This is a genomic window from Mycobacterium sp. 94-17 (assembly GCF_035617725.1).
Taxonomy (GTDB): domain Bacteria; phylum Actinomycetota; class Actinomycetes; order Mycobacteriales; family Mycobacteriaceae; genus Mycobacterium.
Genome location: NZ_JAPIYN010000015.1, coordinates 24808 through 42358, shown reverse-complemented (window position 1 = coordinate 42358; position 17551 = coordinate 24808). Strand labels below are relative to the sequence as shown.

Annotated in this window: 23 protein-coding genes; 14 read left to right on the top strand and 9 right to left on the bottom strand. The window is 68.3% G+C overall.

Annotated elements, in window-relative coordinates; all coding sequences use genetic code 11:
* Nucleotides 1-25: 25 nt before the first annotated feature.
* Nucleotides 26-703 (top strand): TrkA family potassium uptake protein, encoded by a 678-nt coding sequence (locus tag OQ789_RS17555; protein ID WP_324687320.1) that lies wholly within the window; start codon nucleotides 26-28, stop codon nucleotides 701-703.
* Here OQ789_RS17555 and OQ789_RS17550 read toward each other — a convergent pair whose 3' ends face one another.
* Together OQ789_RS17550 and OQ789_RS17545 are read right to left on the bottom strand one after the other, a co-directional pair.
* Nucleotides 704-1411, bottom strand: coding sequence for a DUF3159 domain-containing protein (locus OQ789_RS17550; RefSeq protein WP_324687319.1), 708 nt, complete (start codon nucleotides 1409-1411; stop codon nucleotides 704-706). It abuts the gene before it with no gap.
* Nucleotides 1408-1776: an OB-fold nucleic acid binding domain-containing protein gene (locus OQ789_RS17545; protein ID WP_324687318.1), complete on the bottom strand. Its 369-nt coding sequence runs from the start codon at nucleotides 1774-1776 to the stop codon at nucleotides 1408-1410. Before OQ789_RS17545 ends, OQ789_RS17550 begins: the two co-directional genes overlap by 4 nt.
* 137 nt (nucleotides 1777-1913) lie before the next feature.
* Here OQ789_RS17545 and OQ789_RS17540 point away from each other — a divergent pair, with 137 nt between their 5' ends.
* Entirely contained in the window at nucleotides 1914-2612 is a 699-nt protein-coding gene (locus OQ789_RS17540) for an alpha/beta hydrolase (protein WP_324687316.1), read from the top strand.
* Between the two features lie 4 nt (nucleotides 2613-2616).
* Here the strand turns inward: OQ789_RS17540 and OQ789_RS17535 are convergent, their stop codons facing one another.
* A complete protein-coding gene (locus tag OQ789_RS17535; protein WP_324687315.1) occupies nucleotides 2617-3369 on the bottom strand; it encodes a DUF3710 domain-containing protein in 753 nt (250 codons plus the stop codon).
* A 95-nt stretch (nucleotides 3370-3464) separates the two neighbouring features.
* Complete coding sequence (gene dut, locus OQ789_RS17530) at nucleotides 3465-3929, bottom strand: dUTP diphosphatase (RefSeq protein WP_324687314.1); 465 nt, start codon at nucleotides 3927-3929, stop codon at nucleotides 3465-3467.
* Between the two features lie 25 nt (nucleotides 3930-3954).
* Here dut and OQ789_RS17525 point away from each other — a divergent pair, with 25 nt between their 5' ends.
* On the top strand, nucleotides 3955-4440 hold the full coding sequence (locus OQ789_RS17525; RefSeq protein WP_324687313.1) for a DUF3093 domain-containing protein: 486 nt from the start codon (nucleotides 3955-3957) through the stop codon (nucleotides 4438-4440).
* 9 nt (nucleotides 4441-4449) lie between these two features.
* On the opposite strand, the gene OQ789_RS17520 is transcribed toward OQ789_RS17525, so the two are convergent.
* Nucleotides 4450-4752, bottom strand: coding sequence for a DUF4193 domain-containing protein (locus OQ789_RS17520; protein ID WP_036468275.1), 303 nt, complete (start codon nucleotides 4750-4752; stop codon nucleotides 4450-4452).
* Nucleotides 4753-4943: 191 nt separating this feature from the next.
* Here OQ789_RS17520 and cei point away from each other — a divergent pair, with 191 nt between their 5' ends.
* The gene (gene cei / locus OQ789_RS17515) at nucleotides 4944-5594 is read left to right on the top strand and encodes an envelope integrity protein Cei (protein WP_324687312.1); all 651 of its coding nucleotides are present in this window, start codon (nucleotides 4944-4946) and stop codon (nucleotides 5592-5594) included.
* Between the two features lie 3 nt (nucleotides 5595-5597).
* Here cei and OQ789_RS17510 read toward each other — a convergent pair whose 3' ends face one another.
* Entirely contained in the window at nucleotides 5598-6461 is an 864-nt protein-coding gene (locus OQ789_RS17510) for an inositol monophosphatase family protein (protein ID WP_324687310.1), read from the bottom strand.
* Between the two features lie 100 nt (nucleotides 6462-6561).
* Between OQ789_RS17510 and ppgK the strand changes: the two genes are divergently transcribed.
* The 4 genes from ppgK to OQ789_RS17490 all read left to right on the top strand — a co-directional run bounded on the left by ppgK (nucleotide 6562) and on the right by OQ789_RS17490 (nucleotide 10445).
* Complete coding sequence (gene ppgK, locus OQ789_RS17505; protein ID WP_324687309.1) at nucleotides 6562-7365, top strand: polyphosphate--glucose phosphotransferase; 804 nt, start codon at nucleotides 6562-6564, stop codon at nucleotides 7363-7365.
* A gap of 177 nt (nucleotides 7366-7542) precedes the next feature.
* A complete protein-coding gene (locus OQ789_RS17500; protein WP_324687308.1) occupies nucleotides 7543-9087 on the top strand; it encodes an RNA polymerase sigma factor in 1545 nt (514 codons plus the stop codon).
* A gap of 150 nt (nucleotides 9088-9237) precedes the next feature.
* Nucleotides 9238-9984 (top strand): alpha/beta hydrolase, encoded by a 747-nt coding sequence (locus tag OQ789_RS17495; protein ID WP_324687307.1) that lies wholly within the window; start codon nucleotides 9238-9240, stop codon nucleotides 9982-9984.
* Between the two features lie 38 nt (nucleotides 9985-10022).
* Nucleotides 10023-10445 (top strand): RidA family protein, encoded by a 423-nt coding sequence (locus OQ789_RS17490; RefSeq protein WP_324687306.1) that lies wholly within the window; start codon nucleotides 10023-10025, stop codon nucleotides 10443-10445.
* Here OQ789_RS17490 and OQ789_RS17485 read toward each other — a convergent pair.
* Nucleotides 10385-10762 (bottom strand): DUF952 domain-containing protein, encoded by a 378-nt coding sequence (locus OQ789_RS17485; RefSeq protein WP_324687305.1) that lies wholly within the window; start codon nucleotides 10760-10762, stop codon nucleotides 10385-10387. The genes OQ789_RS17490 and OQ789_RS17485 overlap by 61 nt on opposite strands.
* 129 nt (nucleotides 10763-10891) lie before the next feature.
* On the opposite strand from OQ789_RS17485, the gene OQ789_RS17480 reads away from it, so the two are divergent.
* The gene (locus OQ789_RS17480; RefSeq protein WP_324687304.1) at nucleotides 10892-11077 is read left to right on the top strand and encodes a DUF7455 domain-containing protein; all 186 of its coding nucleotides are present in this window, start codon (nucleotides 10892-10894) and stop codon (nucleotides 11075-11077) included.
* Between the two features lie 67 nt (nucleotides 11078-11144).
* Nucleotides 11145-12149, top strand: coding sequence for a YihY/virulence factor BrkB family protein (locus OQ789_RS17475; RefSeq protein WP_324687302.1), 1005 nt, complete (start codon nucleotides 11145-11147; stop codon nucleotides 12147-12149).
* Here the strand turns inward: OQ789_RS17475 and OQ789_RS17470 are convergent, their stop codons facing one another.
* Entirely contained in the window at nucleotides 12150-12389 is a 240-nt protein-coding gene (locus OQ789_RS17470; RefSeq protein ID WP_064879665.1) for a DUF3039 domain-containing protein, read from the bottom strand. It lies immediately after the preceding gene.
* Nucleotides 12390-12446: 57 nt separating this feature from the next.
* Between OQ789_RS17470 and OQ789_RS17465 the strand changes: the two genes are divergently transcribed.
* The 3 genes from OQ789_RS17465 to OQ789_RS17455 all read left to right on the top strand — a co-directional run bounded on the left by OQ789_RS17465 (nucleotide 12447) and on the right by OQ789_RS17455 (nucleotide 14828).
* Nucleotides 12447-12881, top strand: coding sequence for a DUF3099 domain-containing protein (locus OQ789_RS17465; RefSeq protein WP_324687301.1), 435 nt, complete (start codon nucleotides 12447-12449; stop codon nucleotides 12879-12881).
* A 168-nt stretch (nucleotides 12882-13049) separates the two neighbouring features.
* Nucleotides 13050-14009, top strand: coding sequence for a sigma-70 family RNA polymerase sigma factor SigB (gene sigB, locus OQ789_RS17460; RefSeq protein WP_067127016.1), 960 nt, complete (start codon nucleotides 13050-13052; stop codon nucleotides 14007-14009).
* Between the two features lie 129 nt (nucleotides 14010-14138).
* A complete protein-coding gene (locus OQ789_RS17455; protein ID WP_324687300.1) occupies nucleotides 14139-14828 on the top strand; it encodes a metal-dependent transcriptional regulator in 690 nt (229 codons plus the stop codon).
* A gap of 12 nt (nucleotides 14829-14840) precedes the next feature.
* Here OQ789_RS17455 and OQ789_RS17450 read toward each other — a convergent pair whose 3' ends face one another.
* Nucleotides 14841-15899, bottom strand: coding sequence for a DUF4192 domain-containing protein (locus tag OQ789_RS17450; protein ID WP_324687299.1), 1059 nt, complete (start codon nucleotides 15897-15899; stop codon nucleotides 14841-14843).
* A 113-nt stretch (nucleotides 15900-16012) separates the two neighbouring features.
* Between OQ789_RS17450 and sthA the strand changes: the two genes are divergently transcribed.
* Nucleotides 16013-17428 (top strand): Si-specific NAD(P)(+) transhydrogenase, encoded by a 1416-nt coding sequence (gene sthA, locus OQ789_RS17445; protein ID WP_324687298.1) that lies wholly within the window; start codon nucleotides 16013-16015, stop codon nucleotides 17426-17428.
* Nucleotides 17429-17551: the final 123 nt, after the last annotated feature.

The window sequence follows — 17551 nt, the reverse complement described above, 5'->3', positions numbered from 1 at the left end:
ACCAGCGGCTTGAGGAGCGGCGCAGATGAAGGTAGCTGTCGCAGGCGCCGGCGCGGTCGGCCGCTCGGTCAGCCGCGAACTGGTCGGCAACGGCCACGACGTCACGCTGATCGAACGCAATCCCGACCACGTCGACGTCGACGCCATCCCGGCGGCGCACTGGCGGCTGGGCGATGCGTGCGAACTGAGCCTGCTCGAGTCGGTGCGCCTGCAGGAATTCGACGTGGTGGTCGCCGCGACCGGCGACGACAAGGCCAACGTCGTGCTGAGCCTGCTGGCCAAAACCGAGTTCGCGGTGCCGCGGGTGGTGGCCCGGGTCAACGATCCGCGCAACGAGTGGCTGTTCACCGACGCCTGGGGCGTCGACGTGGCGGTGTCGACGCCCCGCATGTTGGCCTCGCTCATCGAAGAGGCCGTCGCCGTCGGCGACCTGGTGCGGCTGATGGAATTCCGAAAGGGCCAGGCCAACCTCGTCGAGATCACGCTGCCCGACGACACACCGTGGGGCGGTAAGCCGGTCCGCAAACTGCAGCTGCCGCGGGACGCCTCGCTGGTGACCATCCTGCGCGGCCCCCGGGTTATCGTGCCCGAGCAGGACGAGCCGCTGGAAGGCGGAGACGAGCTGTTGTTCGTCGCCGTCGCCGAGGCGGAAGAGGACCTGCAGAAGCTGCTACTGGGCAGCCACAACCCCGTGGGCGAGTAGTCAGTCGGTGATGGCGCCGGGTTCGATCTCGATTGCGGGGACTCCGGCGGCGGCGATCGCGCGTTGCGCCGACTTGATCGCCGCGTAGGTCGCCAGCGCGGCCAGCGCGGTCAGCGGCCAGCCCATCGCTATCCGCGCGACCGCCAGCCAACCGGTCCGGTCGGCGTCGTACAGCAACCCCTGCACAACGAACCGGGCCGCGAACACCAGCACCCAGCCCACTGAGGCGATGTCGAACGCATAGACGGCCCGGGGCACCGCGCGCCAGCCGTCGCCACGCCCGGTGGTCCAGCTCCACGCGTAGCCGACCAGGGGCCTGCGGATCAGCACGGACACCGCGACGACCACCGCCCACACCAGCGACATCCAGATGCCCAGCAGGAAGTAGCCTTTGGACTCCCCCAGCACGTAGGCGATCAGCGCACACAGCGCGACACCGAAGAAGCCGGAGAACGCCGGCTGCGGGGAATCGCGGCGGATGAGCCGCCACACCAGGATCAGCGCGGCCACCCCCAGGGCGGCCACGACCGCGCGAACCAGCCCCGACACGCTCGAGGCGATCACGAACACAACCACCGGCAGCGACGAGTAGACGACACCGCTGACCCCGCCTGCCTGGGCCAGCAGGCGCTCCGGGTTGATACGGCTGGTGTGTTCCGACGCGACCGACTCCCGCGGGGTTGCCCCCAGACCTTCGGGATCGGTCACCGCTGAATTTCGTAGTGCGGGTTGTAGATCGCCTTCGTTCCGTTCTCCAGCTTGCCCAGGCGCCCGCGCACGCGCAGGGTACGGCCCGAGTCGATGCCCGGGATCCGGCGTTGTCCCAGCCACACCAGGGTGACGGTGTCGCTGCCGTCGAACAATTCGGCGCGCACTCCGCCGGCGCAGGCCCTGCCATTGCACTCGACGCTGCGCAGCGTGCCCACCATCGTGACCTCCTGGCCGCGCTGGCAGTCGATCGCGCGTTGCGCTCCGGTGTTCGCGACTTCGTCGGAGAGCTCCTCCGAGTCGAGTTGTTCCGGATCCTCCGTCAACCTACGGGTGAGCCGGCGCAGATACCCTTGGGCCCTCATGGCCACTCCTGACAATGCTGCTGAGCCTCGACGCTTCCATTTATGCCAACGGACACCGTAGACCTGTTGGTTCCCCGGCGCCAACCGACTCAAACGTCGTGTTGGAGGGCCGGTGAACGGCGGAGCACTATCGAGAGGTGGTGGTCGATCTGCGCGGTGTGACGGTGGTGTTGTTGCCCGGAACCGGCTCCGACGACGACTACGTTCACCGGGCGTTTTCCAGGCCCTTGTCTGAGGTGGGCGGCCTGCTGCTGACCCCGCCGCCACGGCCCGAGCGGTTGATCGAGGGCTACCTGGCGGCGCTGGACGACGCGGCGCGCGGGCAGCCGATCGCGGTGGGCGGGGTGTCGATCGGCGCCGCGGTGGCGGCCGCCTGGGCACTGGCCCATCCCGACCGCACGGTCGCGGTGCTGGCCGCGCTGCCCGCCTGGGCGGGCGCGCCGGGGGCGGCGCCCGCGGCCCTGGCGGCCCGCTATTCGGCGTCGCAGTTGCGCGCGGACGGGCTGGCGGCGACGACGTCCCAGATGCAGGCTTCCAGCCCGCCGTGGCTGGCCGACGAGCTCACCCGGTCCTGGGCGGCCCAGTGGCCCCATCTGCCCGACGCGATGGAAGAGGCGGCCGGCTACGTCGCGCCGAGCTGCGACGAGCTGGCCCGGCTGGCCGCCCCGCTGGGCGTGGCCTCAGCGGTCGACGACCCGATCCACCCGCTGCAGGCCGGACTCGACTGGGTCGCCGCGGCGCCGCGCGCGGCGCTGCGGACGGTGACGCTGGATCAGATCGGGGCGGATCCCGCGGCCCTGGGCGCGGCCTGCGTGAGCGCGCTGGCCGACCTGTAGCGGGTCAGCCTCCGGTGGTGGTGCGCAGCTGTTGCATGGCCGACCCGTCGACGCTGCGGCGCGCGGCCGGCTCGTCGGGTGGCGCCTGCTGGGCGTCCTGGGCCGCGGCCTGCTGGGCGGCGGCGGCTTCGCGCAGCTGCTGCGCCATCGGCTCGGGCAGCTGCACAGTGAGCGGCGTCCGCACCGGGAGCGGTGTATCACCGCGCCGAACCACCGTGTCCGCCAAGGCCGCTCGAGCCTCCCGCTCCAACGCCTCCATCGTCTCCTGCGCGCCGTTGATGACGCAGCGGATCATCCAGCGGTAGCCGTCGACGCCGATGAAGCGCACCACGCCGGTGGCGGTGCCCACCACCTCGCGGCCCCACGGCCCGTCCTTGATGCTGACTTGGGCCTCGTCGTTGCGCAGCGATTCGGCGAGCTCGCCGGCCACTTCGCGCCACAGGCCACCCGTCTTGGGCGCGGCGTACGCGGCGATGGTGAAACGACCATTCGGCGTGACGACCCAGACCGCGCTCGGCACCCCGGTTTCGGTCAGCTCGACTTGCAGCTGGCCGGCCTCGGGCATCGGGATCAGCACCGAGCCCAGGTCGAGACGGGCCAGCTCGGCGACTGCGGGGTCGTCGAAGTCTTCGATGTCGAAAGGACCGTCGAACTCGTCGGGGGCCGGGTCGTCGGCGTCGCGGCCCGCAACCTCGTCGGCCACCGATGTGTCGGAAGAGCCGTCGTCTTTGGGTGTGCGCCTACCGAATGGAGCCATCAGCGCCCCTCCTCATCGCTTCGCTCTGCATCGTCGCCGGCTGCCATGAGTGCGCCGCTCCTCTTCATCGCTTCGCTCTGCATCGTCGCCGGCGCTCACAAACTCGCGTGTCCGCCGGAGGAACCATGACCGCCATCGCCGCGGGAGGTTTCGGCCAGCCCGGCCTCGTCGAACGACGACGCCTCGACCAGCTCCACCAATTCGACCCGCTGCACCAGCAACTGGGCGATGCGATCGCCGCGGTGCACCACGATCGGCTCGCTCGGGTCCAGGTTGATCAGCGCGACCTTGATCTCGCCGCGATAGCCGGCGTCGATGGTGCCCGGACTGTTGACGATCGAAAGCCCAACTCGCGCAGCCAGTCCCGACCGTGGGTGCACCAAGCCGACCATTCCGAACGGGACGGCGACCGCGACGCCCGTCCCGACCAGGGCGCGCCGCCCGGGTTTGAGTTCGACGTCTTCGGCGCTGTAGAGATCGATCCCCGCGTCGCCCTCGTGGGCGCGGCTGGGCAGCGGAAGCCCGGGGTCAAGACGCACGATGGCCAGACTGGTCGACACGGGGCCACAGACTACCCTTGGCTGCGTGTCCGATACGCGCGTCGCGCCGCACAACGTGCGGTATCGCGAACGATTGTGGGTTCCGTGGTGGTGGTGGCCACCGGCCTTCGCGCTGGCGGGCATCCTTGCTTTCGAGTTCAACATGGGCGTCACCCGCCAGTCCAACTGGTGGCCGTACGCTGCGCTGTTCGCGGTGGCGGCAGCGGCGCTGCTGTGGCTGGGTCGCGTCGAGATCCGGGTCACCGCCGACCCGGCGGTGCCGGGCGACGTGCAGCTGTGGGCCGGCCCGGCGCATCTGCCGATCACCGTGATCTCCCGGTCCGCCGAGGTAGCGCCCTCGGCCAAGTCCGCTGCCCTGGGCCGCCAACTCGACCCGGCCGCCTACGTGTTGCACAGGGCGTGGGTGGGGCCGATGATCCTCGCGGTCCTCGACGACCCGGACGATCCGACGCCGTACTGGCTGGTGAGCTGCCGTCACCCCGAGCGGGTGCTGTCGGCCCTGACACGGTGAGCGCAGCTATCAGGCCGCACAGTCGGTACAGATCATCACGCCGTTCTTCTCGCTGGCGAGCCGACTGCGGTGTTGCACCAAAAAGCAGCTGGAGCAGGTGAACTCGTCGGCCTGCTTCGGAATCACGCGCACTGAAAGTTCTTCACCCGAGAGGTCGGCACCGGGCAGTTCGAAATTCTCTGCGGATTCGGATTCGTCGACATCGACGACGGCCGAAGCCGCCTCGTTCCGTCGCGCTTTGAGCTCCTCCAGCGAGTCCTCCGAGACGTCGTCGGTCTCGGTACGCCGTGGAGCGTCGTAGTCGGTAGGCATTATCTAATCCCCTGCCCTAATTTCTGCCAGCCCTCGTTACCCAAGCAACGCTTTGTACCAGCGTCGAACGTATCCACCAAACGATTCGTGCCCGTATCCCGTTCCAATAAGGTGTGATTTACGTCACACCCCTGTTTTCACCCTTGCGCTCGTGTCTGAGCAGTGGGTTTGCGTACGGCTAGAGTGCAGCTGTGGTCACGCAAATCACCGAGGGTACAGCCTTTGACAAGCACGGTCGGCCCTTTCGGCGGCGTAATCCTCAGCCCGCGATCGTGGTGGTGATTCTTCTCGCAGTTGCCACCGCCGTCATCTGGACGATCGCGCTGACGCGTCCCGCCAAGGTGCACGAGGCCGCGGTGTGCAATCCGCCGCCCCAGGCGACCGGCTCGGCGCCGGCCCAGCTCGGTGAGCAGGTGTCGCGCAGCGCCATGGTGGACGTCGCGCCCGCCAAGCTCGCCGACACCAAGGTCCGCGTCCTGAACGCCAGCGGCCGGGGCGGGCAGGCCGGCGACGTCGCCGGAGCGATGAAGGACCTCGGCTTCGCCCAGCCGACCGCCGCCAACGATCCTCTCTACGCGGGCACCCGGCTCACCTGTCAGGGCCAGATCCGCTTCGGCACCGCGGGGCAGGCCACCGCGGCAGCCGTGTGGCTGGTGGCGCCGTGCACCGAACTGTTCAACGATAGCCGCGCCGACGACTCGGTCGACCTGTCCCTGGGCACCGACTTCACCGCGTTGGCACACAACGACGACATCGACGCCGTGCTCGCCACCCTGCGCCCCGGCGCCAGCGAGCCCTCGGATCCCGCACTGCTGGCCAAGATTCACTCCAGCAGCTGCTGACGGTCAGTCCAGAATCGGATCCAGGCCGCCCAAGCGCTCCAGGACGGCCAGCAGCTCGTCGGCGATGCCGGGCGCGGCCGCCAGCGTCAGGCCGGCACCGTCGACGCCGGGCGCGGGCAGCACCACCCGGGCCCCGGCCTCGGCGGCGATCAGCGCACCGGCGGCGCCATCCCACACCTGCAGCCCGTGCTCGTAGTAGGCGTCGAGCCGGCCCGAGGCGACCATGCAGAAATCCAGCGCCGCGGAGCCGATGCGACGGATGTCGCGGACCGCGGGCAGCAGGCGCGCCAGCAGTTCCGCCTGCGCGGCTCGGCGCTGTCGCGAATAGCCGAAACCGGTGCCCAGCAACGCCATCGACAAATCGTCGACGGCGGCGGGGTGCAACGCCTGCGTTCCCTCCTCGTCGGTGACCCGCGCCCCCAGGCCGAGAGCCGCCGAGTACACCCGGTTTCCGACGACGTCGGCGACCGCCCCGGCCACCGACTCGCCGGTGACCTGCGCGCCGACCGACACGGCGTAGGCGGGGACGCCGTAGACGAAATTCACGGTGCCGTCGATGGGATCGAGTACCCAGGTGACCGACCCAGGCGCAGCCCCAGCATCGGCGGGACCGCCGCCCTCCTCGCCGAGAATCGGCTCCCCGGGCCGTAATTCGGCCAACCGTGCCCGCAGCAGGCGTTCCGTTTCGGTGTCGACCACGGTCACCGGGTCGGTTGGGGTGCTCTTCGCGCGGACCGCACCGCTGGCGTGGGCTTGCCCGGCGCCGAAAACCTCCGCGCGCCGCCGCCTCACGAATGCCGCGGCCTCGGTGGCCACCGCTTCGGCGACCGAGCGCAGGCCGACCAACTCGTCATCGGAAAAACTCACGGGTCTATCGCAGCACAGTCACCTCGGCCCGCAGACGCCGCGGCCCACACCGTCGCGGCGCTAAGGTGAGCGGACAGCCCCGCCACGCCGAGGAGATTCGATGACCAGCACCGACTCGCCCACGGATGCGCGCCCCACCGCGGCCTGCGACGGAACCCGGCGCGGATTCGGCATCGACGTCGGCGGTAGCGGCATCAAGGGCGGGATCGTCGACATGGACACCGGGCAGTTGCTCGGCGAGCGGCTCAAGCTGCTCACACCCCAGCCCGCGACGCCCGCGGCGGTGGCCAAGACCATCGCCGAAGTGGTCAGAGCCTTCCGATGGACCGGGCCGCTGGGAGTGACCTATCCGGGCGTCGTCACGCACGGCGTCGTGCAGACGGCGGCCAACGTGGACAAGGCCTGGATCGGCTGCAACGCGCGCGACATCATCAGCGCCGAGCTGGACGGCCAGGACGTCACCGTCCTCAACGACGCCGATGCGGCCGGGTTGGCCGAGGAACATTACGGTGCGGGCAAAGGCCAGTCGGGCCTGGTGGTGTTGCTGACCTTCGGCACCGGGATCGGCTCCGCGGTGATTCACAACGGGACGCTGATCCCCAACACCGAGTTCGGCCATCTCGAGGTCGGTGGCAAGGAAGCCGAACAGCGGGCGGCGTCCTCGGTGAAGGAGAAGAACGACTGGTCCTTCGAGAAGTGGGCCAAGCAGGTGACCAAAGTGCTGGTGAGCATAGAGAACGCGGTGTGCCCCGATCTGTTCATCGCGGGCGGCGGAATCAGCCGCAAGGCCGACAAATGGGTGCCGCTGCTGACCAACCGCACCCCGGTGGTCCCCGCGGCCCTGCTCAACACCGCCGGGATCGTCGGCGCGGCCATGGCCGCCACCTCGGACGTGACCCACTGAATTTGCGCGGGCAGGGCGGTAGTGGCGCGCACGGTCGTTACAATGGTGGTCGGCGAACGCCCAACCGACAGCGTGCGACTACTCACGCTGATACCAACGCCGACATCGACATAGCAGACACTTTCGGTTAACCATGCCCAATACCCACCGAAGGTGAGCCCAAACGAAGGGGTGTAAGTGGCAGCGACGAAAGCAAGCCCGGCAACGGATGGGCCGGTGAAACGCACCGCCACAAAGTCTGCGTCATCCCCCGCCAAGCGATCGGCCGCCAAGGCCGCCAACGGCTCGGCGCCCGCCAAGCGGGCCGCCAAGGCGGCCTCGCCGTCCACCAAGTCCCAGGCCGACGCGGCCGCCGAGCCCAAGAAGACCCGCGCTGCGGCCAAGGGCGCCGGCGCCAAGGCGCCGGCGGGGCGCGGAACCAAAGCGGCCAAGGGCGGGCCGGTGGATCCCGACGCCCTCGGTTCCGACGGCGCCGTCGAGGATCTCGACGGCGAACCCGACCTCGAGGGTGAGCCCGGCGAAGAACTCGACATCGACGCCGACCTGAGCCTCGACGACCTCGAGGACGACGACGCGGCCGACGTCGAAGACTCCGACGAGAGCGACGCCGACTCCGGCGAGGGCGAAAGCGGGGCCGGGGAGGAAGTCGCCGCGAAACCCGCGAAGGCCGGCGAGGCCGCGGCGGAGGACGACGAGGAGATCGCCGAGCCCAGCGAAAAGGACAAGGCCTCCGGCGATTTCGTGTGGGACGAGGACGAGTCCGAGGCGTTGCGGCAGGCCCGTAAGGACGCCGAGCTGACGGCCTCCGCCGACTCGGTGCGCGCCTACCTCAAGCAGATCGGCAAGGTCGCGCTGCTCAACGCCGAGGAAGAGGTCGAGCTGGCCAAGCGCATCGAGGCCGGCCTGTACGCCACCCAGCTGATGACCGAGATGACCGAGCGCGGCGACAAGCTGCCCGCAGCGCAACGGCGCGATATGGCGTGGATCTGCCGCGACGGCGACCGCGCCAAGAACCATCTGCTGGAAGCCAACCTGCGACTAGTGGTGTCGCTGGCCAAGCGCTACACCGGGCGCGGCATGGCGTTCCTGGACCTGATCCAGGAGGGCAACCTGGGTCTGATCCGCGCGGTCGAGAAGTTCGACTACACCAAGGGTTACAAGTTCTCCACGTACGCGACGTGGTGGATCCGTCAGGCGATCACCCGCGCCATGGCCGACCAGGCCCGCACCATCCGCATCCCGGTGCACATGGTCGAGGTGATCAACAAGCTGGGCCGTATCCAGCGCGAGCTGCTGCAGGACCTGGGCCGCGAGCCCACGCCCGAAGAGCTGGCCAAGGAAATGGACATCACGCCCGAAAAGGTGCTCGAGATCCAGCAATACGCCCGCGAGCCGATCTCGCTGGACCAGACCATCGGCGACGAGGGCGACAGCCAATTAGGTGACTTCATCGAAGACAGCGAAGCCGTGGTGGCGGTCGACGCCGTCTCGTTCACCCTGCTGCAGGACCAGCTGCAGTCGGTGCTGGAGACGCTGTCCGAGCGCGAGGCCGGCGTGGTAAGGCTGCGTTTTGGCCTCACCGACGGCCAGCCCCGCACCCTGGACGAGATCGGGCAGGTTTACGGCGTGACCCGCGAGCGGATCCGTCAGATCGAGTCCAAGACCATGTCGAAGCTGCGCCACCCCAGCCGCTCGCAGGTGTTGCGCGACTACCTGGACTAGGCCAGCGCCACCCGGGCGAATAACGATTCCACCCCGCAAGTTCAGGGCGATTCGTGGGAAAAACGCGTGCGCCTGCGGCTTTGCTGGCAGAGTCGGGCTGCGGCTAATGATCGCCCACCGTGCCGATCACGCTCACCCGAGGAGGGCGCCATGACGGTGGTGCTGGTGCATGGCAATCCGGAGACCGACGCGATCTGGGGACCGCTGGTCGACGTACTCGGGCGTGATGACGTGGTGCGACTCTCGCCGCCGGGATTCGGCGCGCCGCTGCCGGACGGTTTTCCGGCGACCTACATCGCCTACCGCGACTGGCTCGAGGGCGAGCTGGACAACATCGGCGAACAGGTCGACCTGGTGGGCCACGACTGGGGCGGCGGCCACGTCATGAACGTGGTGACGCATCGACCCGAATTGGTCCGCAGCTGGGTCTGCGACATCGTCGGATGTTTCGACCCCGACTACGTCTGGCACGACCTCGCCCAGATCTGGCAGACGCCCGGCGACGGCGAGCAACACGTCGAGGCCTTCTTGGGCGGGACGGTCGACGACAAGACCGCCCAGTGGGTCGCATTCGGCATCTCCCCCGACATCGCGGCCTCGTTCGCGGCGGCGCAGGGCCCCGAGATGGGCCGGGCCATCTTGGCGCTGTACCGCTCCGCCCGGCAACCGGCGATGGCCGAAGCCGGCCGTGCCCTCGGCAACGCGGCGGCTTGCCCTGGTCTGTCGATCCTGGCCACCGACGACCCCTACGTCGGCTCCGAGGAGATGCGGCGCCGGACGGCGGAGCGGTCCGGCGCGCAAACGGAAGTGCTTGACGGGCTTGGGCATTGGTGGATGATGGAGGACCCGGCGCGCAGCGCGGCCGTCCTCTCCCGATTCTGGGACACGGTCGGCTGACTAGAATCACTGCAGCACAAGCAAATTCAGGTGGCGCCATGTCCGTGAACCGCAAAGTGGTCTCGTCCGAATCCGAGTTCGAATCGGCCGTCGGTTATGCCCGCGCTGTGCGGGTCGGCCCGCATGTCGCGGTGGCCGGAACAACCGGCTCGGGGCCGCCCGGCGACATCGCCGCCCAAGCACGGGATGCGTTGCGGCGCATCGAGATTGCTTTGCACCAAGCGGGTGCCGCGCTCACCGACGTGGTGCGCACCCGCATCTACGTCACCGACATCTCGCGGTGGCGGGAGGTGGCCACAGTACACGAGCAGGTACTCGGCGCGATACGCCCCGCGGCCACGATGGTGGAAGTGTCGGCGCTGATCGCGCCCGAACTGCTGGTGGAGATCGAGGCAGACGCCTACGTCGACTCCCCGGCCCCGGCGATCGGCGCGAACGAGCCGTCGCCGCCCGGCCGATAGGCGGTGACCCGGACCACGGCGCTCACCGGCAGCGTGCCGTACAGATGCGGGAACAACATCGACTCCGGATCCGTCGGCACTCCCGGCTCCCAGCGCACCGGCGCGCTAACGCGGGTCGGGTCGATGTGCAGCAGGACCAGGTCGCCACGACCGCGGTAGAGGCGGTTGGCCGGCAGGTGCACCTGCTGCGGCGTCGACAGGTGGATGAAGTCGCCACCGACTGCGGGATCCGGGTCGATGCCGCCCCGCAGACGGGCCCGCGCCCACTGATCGGTTCCGCACAGGTGTACCAGCACGTCAGGACCGAAGGTCGCCACGTCGACACCCTAGAACCGGCTAAACCAAACTTGACCAGCCCGTGAGAAACGACACACCCGATAACGATCGGGGAACAAGGCGAAAACGCCATACGTCTGAGAAAGTGAACGTACGAGAACGGAGAAGCCATGAATGCAACTCTGACGAGTCCCGAACTGACCCGAGCCGACCGCTGCGACCGCTGCGGTGCCGCGGCTCGGGTACGCGCCAAGCTGCCTTCTGGACTCGAGCTTCTCTTCTGCCAGCACCACGCCAACGAGCACGAGGCGAAGCTCACCGAGCTCGACGCCGTGCTGGAGATCAGCGAAGGCTAGGCCGGGATCGAACTCGCCCATCGCCAATGTGGGCAGTGCGAGCGATCTTCGGTAATGCTGGACGGGTATGAGCGAGCAGGTCGCAAAACCGTCGCGCCACCACATTTGGCGAATCACCCGCAGGACTCTTTCCAAGAGTTGGGACGACTCCATTTTTTCGGAGTCGGCCCAGGCTGGTTTCTGGTCTGCGTTGTCCCTGCCGCCGCTGCTGCTCGGGCTGTTAGGCACCCTGGCCTATGTGGCGCCGCTGTTCGGCCCGGACATGTTGCCCAGCATCCTGCGCCAGCTGATCTCGACGGCGCACAGCGTGTTCTCTACGAGCGTGGTCAACGAGATCATCGAGCCGACCGTGCGTGACATCGCCAACCACGCCCGCGGCGAGGTGGTGTCGCTGGGTTTCATCATCTCGTTGTGGGCGGGGTCGTCGGCCATCTCGTCGTTCGTCGACTCCGTGGTCGAGGCGCACGACCAGACGCCCTTGCGCCACCCCGTGCGCCAACGACTGTTCGCGCTGTTCCTCTACGTGGTCGGACTGGTGTTCGTGGTGGCGACCGCGCCATTGGTGGTCTTGGGTCCGCGCAAGGTGGGTGAGCACATTCCGGTCAGCCTGGCCAACGTGCTGCGCTACGGCTATTACCCCGCGTTGATCCTCGTCCTGATGTTCGGCGTCGTGATCCTGTACCGCGTGTCGTTGCCGGAGCCGCTGCCCACCCATCGGCTGCTCGTCGGCGCGGCGCTGGCCACCGCGGTGTTCGTGATCGCCACCCTGGGCCTGCGGATCTACCTGCAGTGGATCACCAGTACGGGTTACACCTACGGCGCGCTGTCCACGCCGATCGCATTCCTGCTGTTCTCGTTCTTCGGGGGCTTCGCGATCATGATCGGCGCCGAACTCAACGCCGCCATTCAGGAGGAATTCCCCGCGCCCAGGACGCACGCGCACCGACTGCGCAGATGGCTGCTGTCGCGCTCGCCCGCGCTGGCGAAGGCGGCGGACACGCTGTCGAATCCCGTGACGACGAATCCCATCACCGCGCAACGCGATGTCGCGCCGGCGGAGCCGCCCGCCTGATCAGCCCTTCTTCATCCGGTCGTAAATCTGCTTGCAGTCCGGGCAGACCGGTGAGCCGGGCTTGGCCGCCTTGGTGACGGGAAAGACCTCGCCGCACAACGCCACGACGTGGTTGCCCATCACCGCGCTCTCGGCGATCTTGTCCTTCTTGACGTAATGGAAGTACTTCGGGGTGTCGCTGCCGGTCCCGTCGTCGACCCGTTCGTCGGTCTCGGTGCGTTCGATCGTTTGGGTCTGCATACGTGACATTGTGCACTGCCCGGCGGGCCCGGAACCGGCCAAGCCGGAATCGGTGAGTTGTGGGACAGTGGAGAAATGAAGCACGGCTCCGATCCGGGGTTCGATGACTTTGACGGCAACAAGGGCCGCCCAGTACTCATCACCGCCGCAGCTACCTCGTACGAGGAGCAGCACCGGGCACGGGTTCGTAAGTACCTGACGCTGATGGCTTTCCGGATTCCGGCGCTCATCCTGGCCGCCCTGGCCTACGGCGCGTGGCACAACGGACTGATCTCCCTGGCGATCGTGGCGCTGTCCATCCCGCTGCCCTGGATGGCCGTACTCATCGCCAATGATCGGCCGCCGCGCAGTGCCGACGAGCCCCGCCGGTTCGACACCGCGCCCCGGCGCATCCCGCTGTTCCCGCGGGCCGAACATCCCGCGCTCGAGGCTGCGCCACACCCGCAGCCGGAATGGCCGACGGGCCCGCGCGACGGAATGGATCACGGCTGACCGTCGTTCCCCTGGCGGTGCCGTCACTGCCGGACTTCTCAGGACATTCTCAGGTCTTCGGGACATTTGTGCACGTCAAGACGTGTGAGATGCGGTATCGCCGGGAACTCTCAGAGCTGATCTGTCGTTGAACTCGATGACAGAACAAAGCCGAACGGGAGGGTCGCTATGGCGAACGCCAGCACGAGCAGATTTGATGGCGATCTGGATGCTCAAAGCCCCGCAGCGGATCTGGTGCGCGTATATCTGAACGGAATCGGTAAGACCGCACTCCTCAACGCCGCCGGTGAGGTCGAACTCGCCAAGCGCATCGAGGCCGGGCTGTACGCCGAACACCTGCTTGCCACGCGTAAGCGCCTCGGGGAGAACCGCAAACGCGATTTGCAGGCCGTGGTTCGCGACGGCCAGGCGGCGCGCCGTCACCTGCTGGAGGCGAACCTGCGTCTGGTGGTCTCGCTGGCCAAGCGGTACACCGGACGCGGCATGCCGTTGCTGGACCTGATCCAGGAGGGCAACCTCGGATTGATCCGCGCGATGGAAAAGTTCGACTACACAAAGGGTTTCAAGTTCTCGACCTACGCGACGTGGTGGATCCGCCAGGCCATCACGCGTGGCATGGCGGACCAGAGCCGGACCATCCGGCTGCCGGTTCATCTGGTTGAGCAGGTCAACAAGCTGGCGCGGATCAAGCGCGAGATGCACCAGAACCTGGGTCGCGAGGCCACCGACGAGGAGCTCGCCGCCGAGTCCGGCATTCCGGTGGAAAAGATCAACGACCTGCTCGAGCACAGCCGCGACCCGGTAAGCCTGGACATGCCGGTCGGCTCCGAGGAGGAAGCGCCGCTGGGCGACTTCATCGAGGACGCCGAAGCGATGTCGGCCGAGAACGCGGTGATCGCCGAGCTGCTCCACACCGACATCCGAAGCGTGCTGGCCACCCTGGACGAGCGTGAGCACCAGGTGATCCGGTTGCGATTCGGCCTCGACGACGGCCAGCCGCGCACGCTGGACCAGATCGGCAAGCTGTTCGGCCTGTCCCGCGAGCGGGTCCGCCAAATCGAGCGGGACGTAATGTCGAAACTCCGCAACGGGGAGCGCGCCGACCGGCTACGGTCGTACGCGAGCTAACAGCTCGCCCAAGCTAGGTAGCAGACAGTATGCCCGCCGCGTCAGCGGCGGGCATACTGCTTGCCGGGGAGCCGTTACACCCATTCATGCAGCTGGCCAAGTAGACTCGGCGTCGATGGAGGGTGCTGAATGAACGACCTGGTTGACACCACCGAGATGTACTTGCGGACCATCTACGACCTCGAGGAAGAGGGCGTGACGCCGCTGCGTGCCCGGATAGCCGAGCGCCTCGATCAGAGTGGGCCCACTGTCAGCCAAACTGTGTCGCGCATGGAGCGGGACGGTTTGCTTCGTGTGGCCGGTGACCGCCACCTCGAGCTCACTGACAAGGGCCGGGCGCTGGCCATTTCGGTGATGCGTAAGCACCGACTCGCCGAACGCCTGCTGGTCGACGTGATCGGCCTGCCCTGGGAGGAAGTACACGCCGAGGCGTGCCGGTGGGAGCACGTGATGAGCGAGGACGTCGAGCGGCGCCTGGTGAAGGTGCTCAACAACCCGACCACCTCGCCTTTCGGCAACCCGATCCCGGGCCTGCTGGACCTGGGCGTGGGCCCCGAGCCCTGGTCCGAGGACGGTCCACTGGTCCGGCTGACCGAGCTGCCCCCGGGTGCGCCGGCGGCCGTGGTGGTTCGCCAGCTGACCGAACACGTCCAGGGCGACATCGACTTGATCTCCCGCCTGAAGGATGCGGGCGTGGTTCCCAACGCGCGCGTCACGGTCGAGACCGGCCCCGCCGGGGTGACCATCGTCATTCCCGGCCACGAGAACGTCACCCTGCCGCACGAGATGGCGCACGCGGTCAAGGTCGAGAAGGTCTGACCCGTCCTGCCCCTATCCCGCCCTGCGGCGGAACGGCCGTCGCGGCGGTAGCTGCACACCGAACTGCTTGGCCAGCCGGTAGCCGGTGAGCGCCAGGTCCCGAATGTCCTCGGGGCGCAGGCCCGATTGCAACGCGGTGTCCAGCATGCCGGCCATCCGGTGGCCGGGCTTGCAGCGCAACGCCTCCTGCAGCGACACCCCGGCGAGTGGGCCGTCGCCGCGCGCATACGCGCTGAACGCGATCAGGACCAGCGCCTCGACCCGCCATGGCTCGGGCAGCCTGCGCGCCAGCAGCGCCCACAAGGATTCGACTTCGTTGGCGCTCTCCCCCACCGCGAGGGCATAGAGGATGTCGCGCACCTGCGCGTCGCTCAGCGCGCAGCCCAGCGTCGCCACCTCCGCGTCGGACAACGATTCCCCGGCCGCGAGCCGGGCGGCGGCGGCCATCGCGGCCTTGACGTCGCCGCGGGTGCAGCGGACCGGCTGCGCGCGATGCGCCGATCTGCGCCGGGCGGCCTGCCGCGTGAGGGCGCCGGCCAGCGCGGCGCTGCGCGCGGGGTCGTCGGGCGCGACGACCGCCTGCAGATCGGCGCGACGCGAATACAGCCGCCTGCCGTCCAGCACCGCCGCGGCCGCCAGCGGGGAGGACGAAGGGTCGTCGATCAGGCCGCTCGACCCACAGCCCTCGGCACAATGCCAGCGGCCACCGAGGGCCACCCGGTCGACTACATGGGTGGCCCACAACTCGATGTTGTTCTGCGACAAGGCGGCCGCGAGCGCCGCCGACAGCTGCCGGTATTCCTCATTGCAGCTCGGACAATAGGCCCCGTCCGCGTTGACGATCACCGCGATCACGGCCTCGGGGGCCGCCGCGGCGGCGACCTCCGCCAGGTGTTCCACCCGATCGGCGAGCTCCTCGCCGAGGTCGACGCGCATCACCGAGCCGAGTTCCCCGTCGCCCAAAGACACTAGTATCAATGAATTTTCGGGAACGAAGCCGAGAACGGCCGGCAGCGCGGCGATGAGCGCACCGGGGCGGGACAGCTCGAAGTCTTTTCCATGGGTAGTCATGAGCACCAACGCTGACGGCCGCCACCGTCAGCCGGTGCGCACGCGTGCCGGCCCGGCAACGGACCTGTGGATGAACCCAGCACTGTGCGTGGTGCTGCCTTACTGTTTAAGCCATGAGTTCGGCGCAAGAGTACGACATGGTGGTCCTCGGGTCCGGGCCCGGCGGGCAGAAGGCCGCCATCGCGTCGGCCAAGCTCGGTAAGTCGGTCGCCGTCGTCGAGCGCGGCCAGATGATCGGCGGCGTGTGCGTCCAGACCGGCACCATCCCGTCGAAGACGTTGCGCGAGGCGGTCCTCTATCTCACCGGGATGAGCCAGCGCGAGCTCTATGGCGCGAGCTATCGCGTGAAGGAGAAGATCACCCCGGCCGACCTGCTGGCCAGAACCCAGCACGTGATCGGCAAGGAAGTCGACGTGGTGCGAAACCAGCTGATGCGCAACCGCATCGACCTGCTGATCGGCCACGGGCGTTTCGTCGACCCGCACACCATCGAGGTCGAAGACCCGTCGCGGCGCGAGAAGATCACCATCAGCGGCGAGCACGTCGTCATCGCCACCGGCACGCGGCCGGCGCGGCCCTCCGGCGTCGAGTTCGACGAACACCGGGTGCTCGACTCCGACGGGATACTCGATCTCAAGTCGCTGCCCACCTCGATGGTGGTGGTCGGCGCCGGCGTCATCGGCATCGAGTACGCCTCGATGTTCGCCGCACTGGGAACCAAGGTCACCGTCGTGGAGAAGCGCAACGACATGCTCGACTTCTGCGACCCCGAGGTCGTCGAGGCGCTCAGGTTCCACCTGCGCGACCTGGCCGTGACGTTCCGGTTCGGTGAGGCGGTGACCGCGGTCGACGTGGGATCGGCGGGCACCGTGACCACCCTGGCCAGCGGCAAGCAGATTCCCGCGGAGACGGTGATGTATTCCGCTGGGCGGCAAGGCCAGACCGACCACCTCGATCTGCACAACGCCGAGCTGGAGGCCGACAACCGCGGGCGGATCTTCGTCGACGACAACTTCCAGACCAAAGTGCCGCACATCTACGCCGTCGGCGACGTGATCGGCTTCCCCGCGCTGGCCGCGACGTCGATGGAACAGGGGCGCCTGGCCGCCTACCACGCGTTCGGGGAAGCCTGCGACGGCATCACCGAGCTGCAGCCGATCGGCATCTACTCCATCCCCGAGGTCTCCTACGTCGGCGCCACCGAGGTGGAGCTGACGAAGAACTCAGTCCCTTACGAGGTCGGCATGGCCAGGTACCGGGAGCTGGCTCGCGGCCAGATCGCCGGCGACTCCTACGGGATGCTCAAGCTGCTCGTGTCCACCGAGGACCTCAAGGTGCTCGGCGTGCACATCTTCGGCACCAGCGCCACCGAGATGGTGCACATCGGGCAGGCCGTGATGGGGTGCGGCGGCACCGTCGAGTACCTGGTGGACGCGGTGTTCAACTACCCCACGTTCTCCGAGGCCTACAAGGTGGCGGCGCTCGACGTGATGAACAAAGTCCGGGCACTCAACCAGTTCCGTCACTGACCCAACGGTGACGACCCGCCGCGCCCGGCTCCGCCGCGCTCGCGATCGTCACTGACCCAACGGTGACGACCCGCCGCGCCCGGCTCCGCCGCGCTCGCGATCGTCACTGACCCAACGGTGACG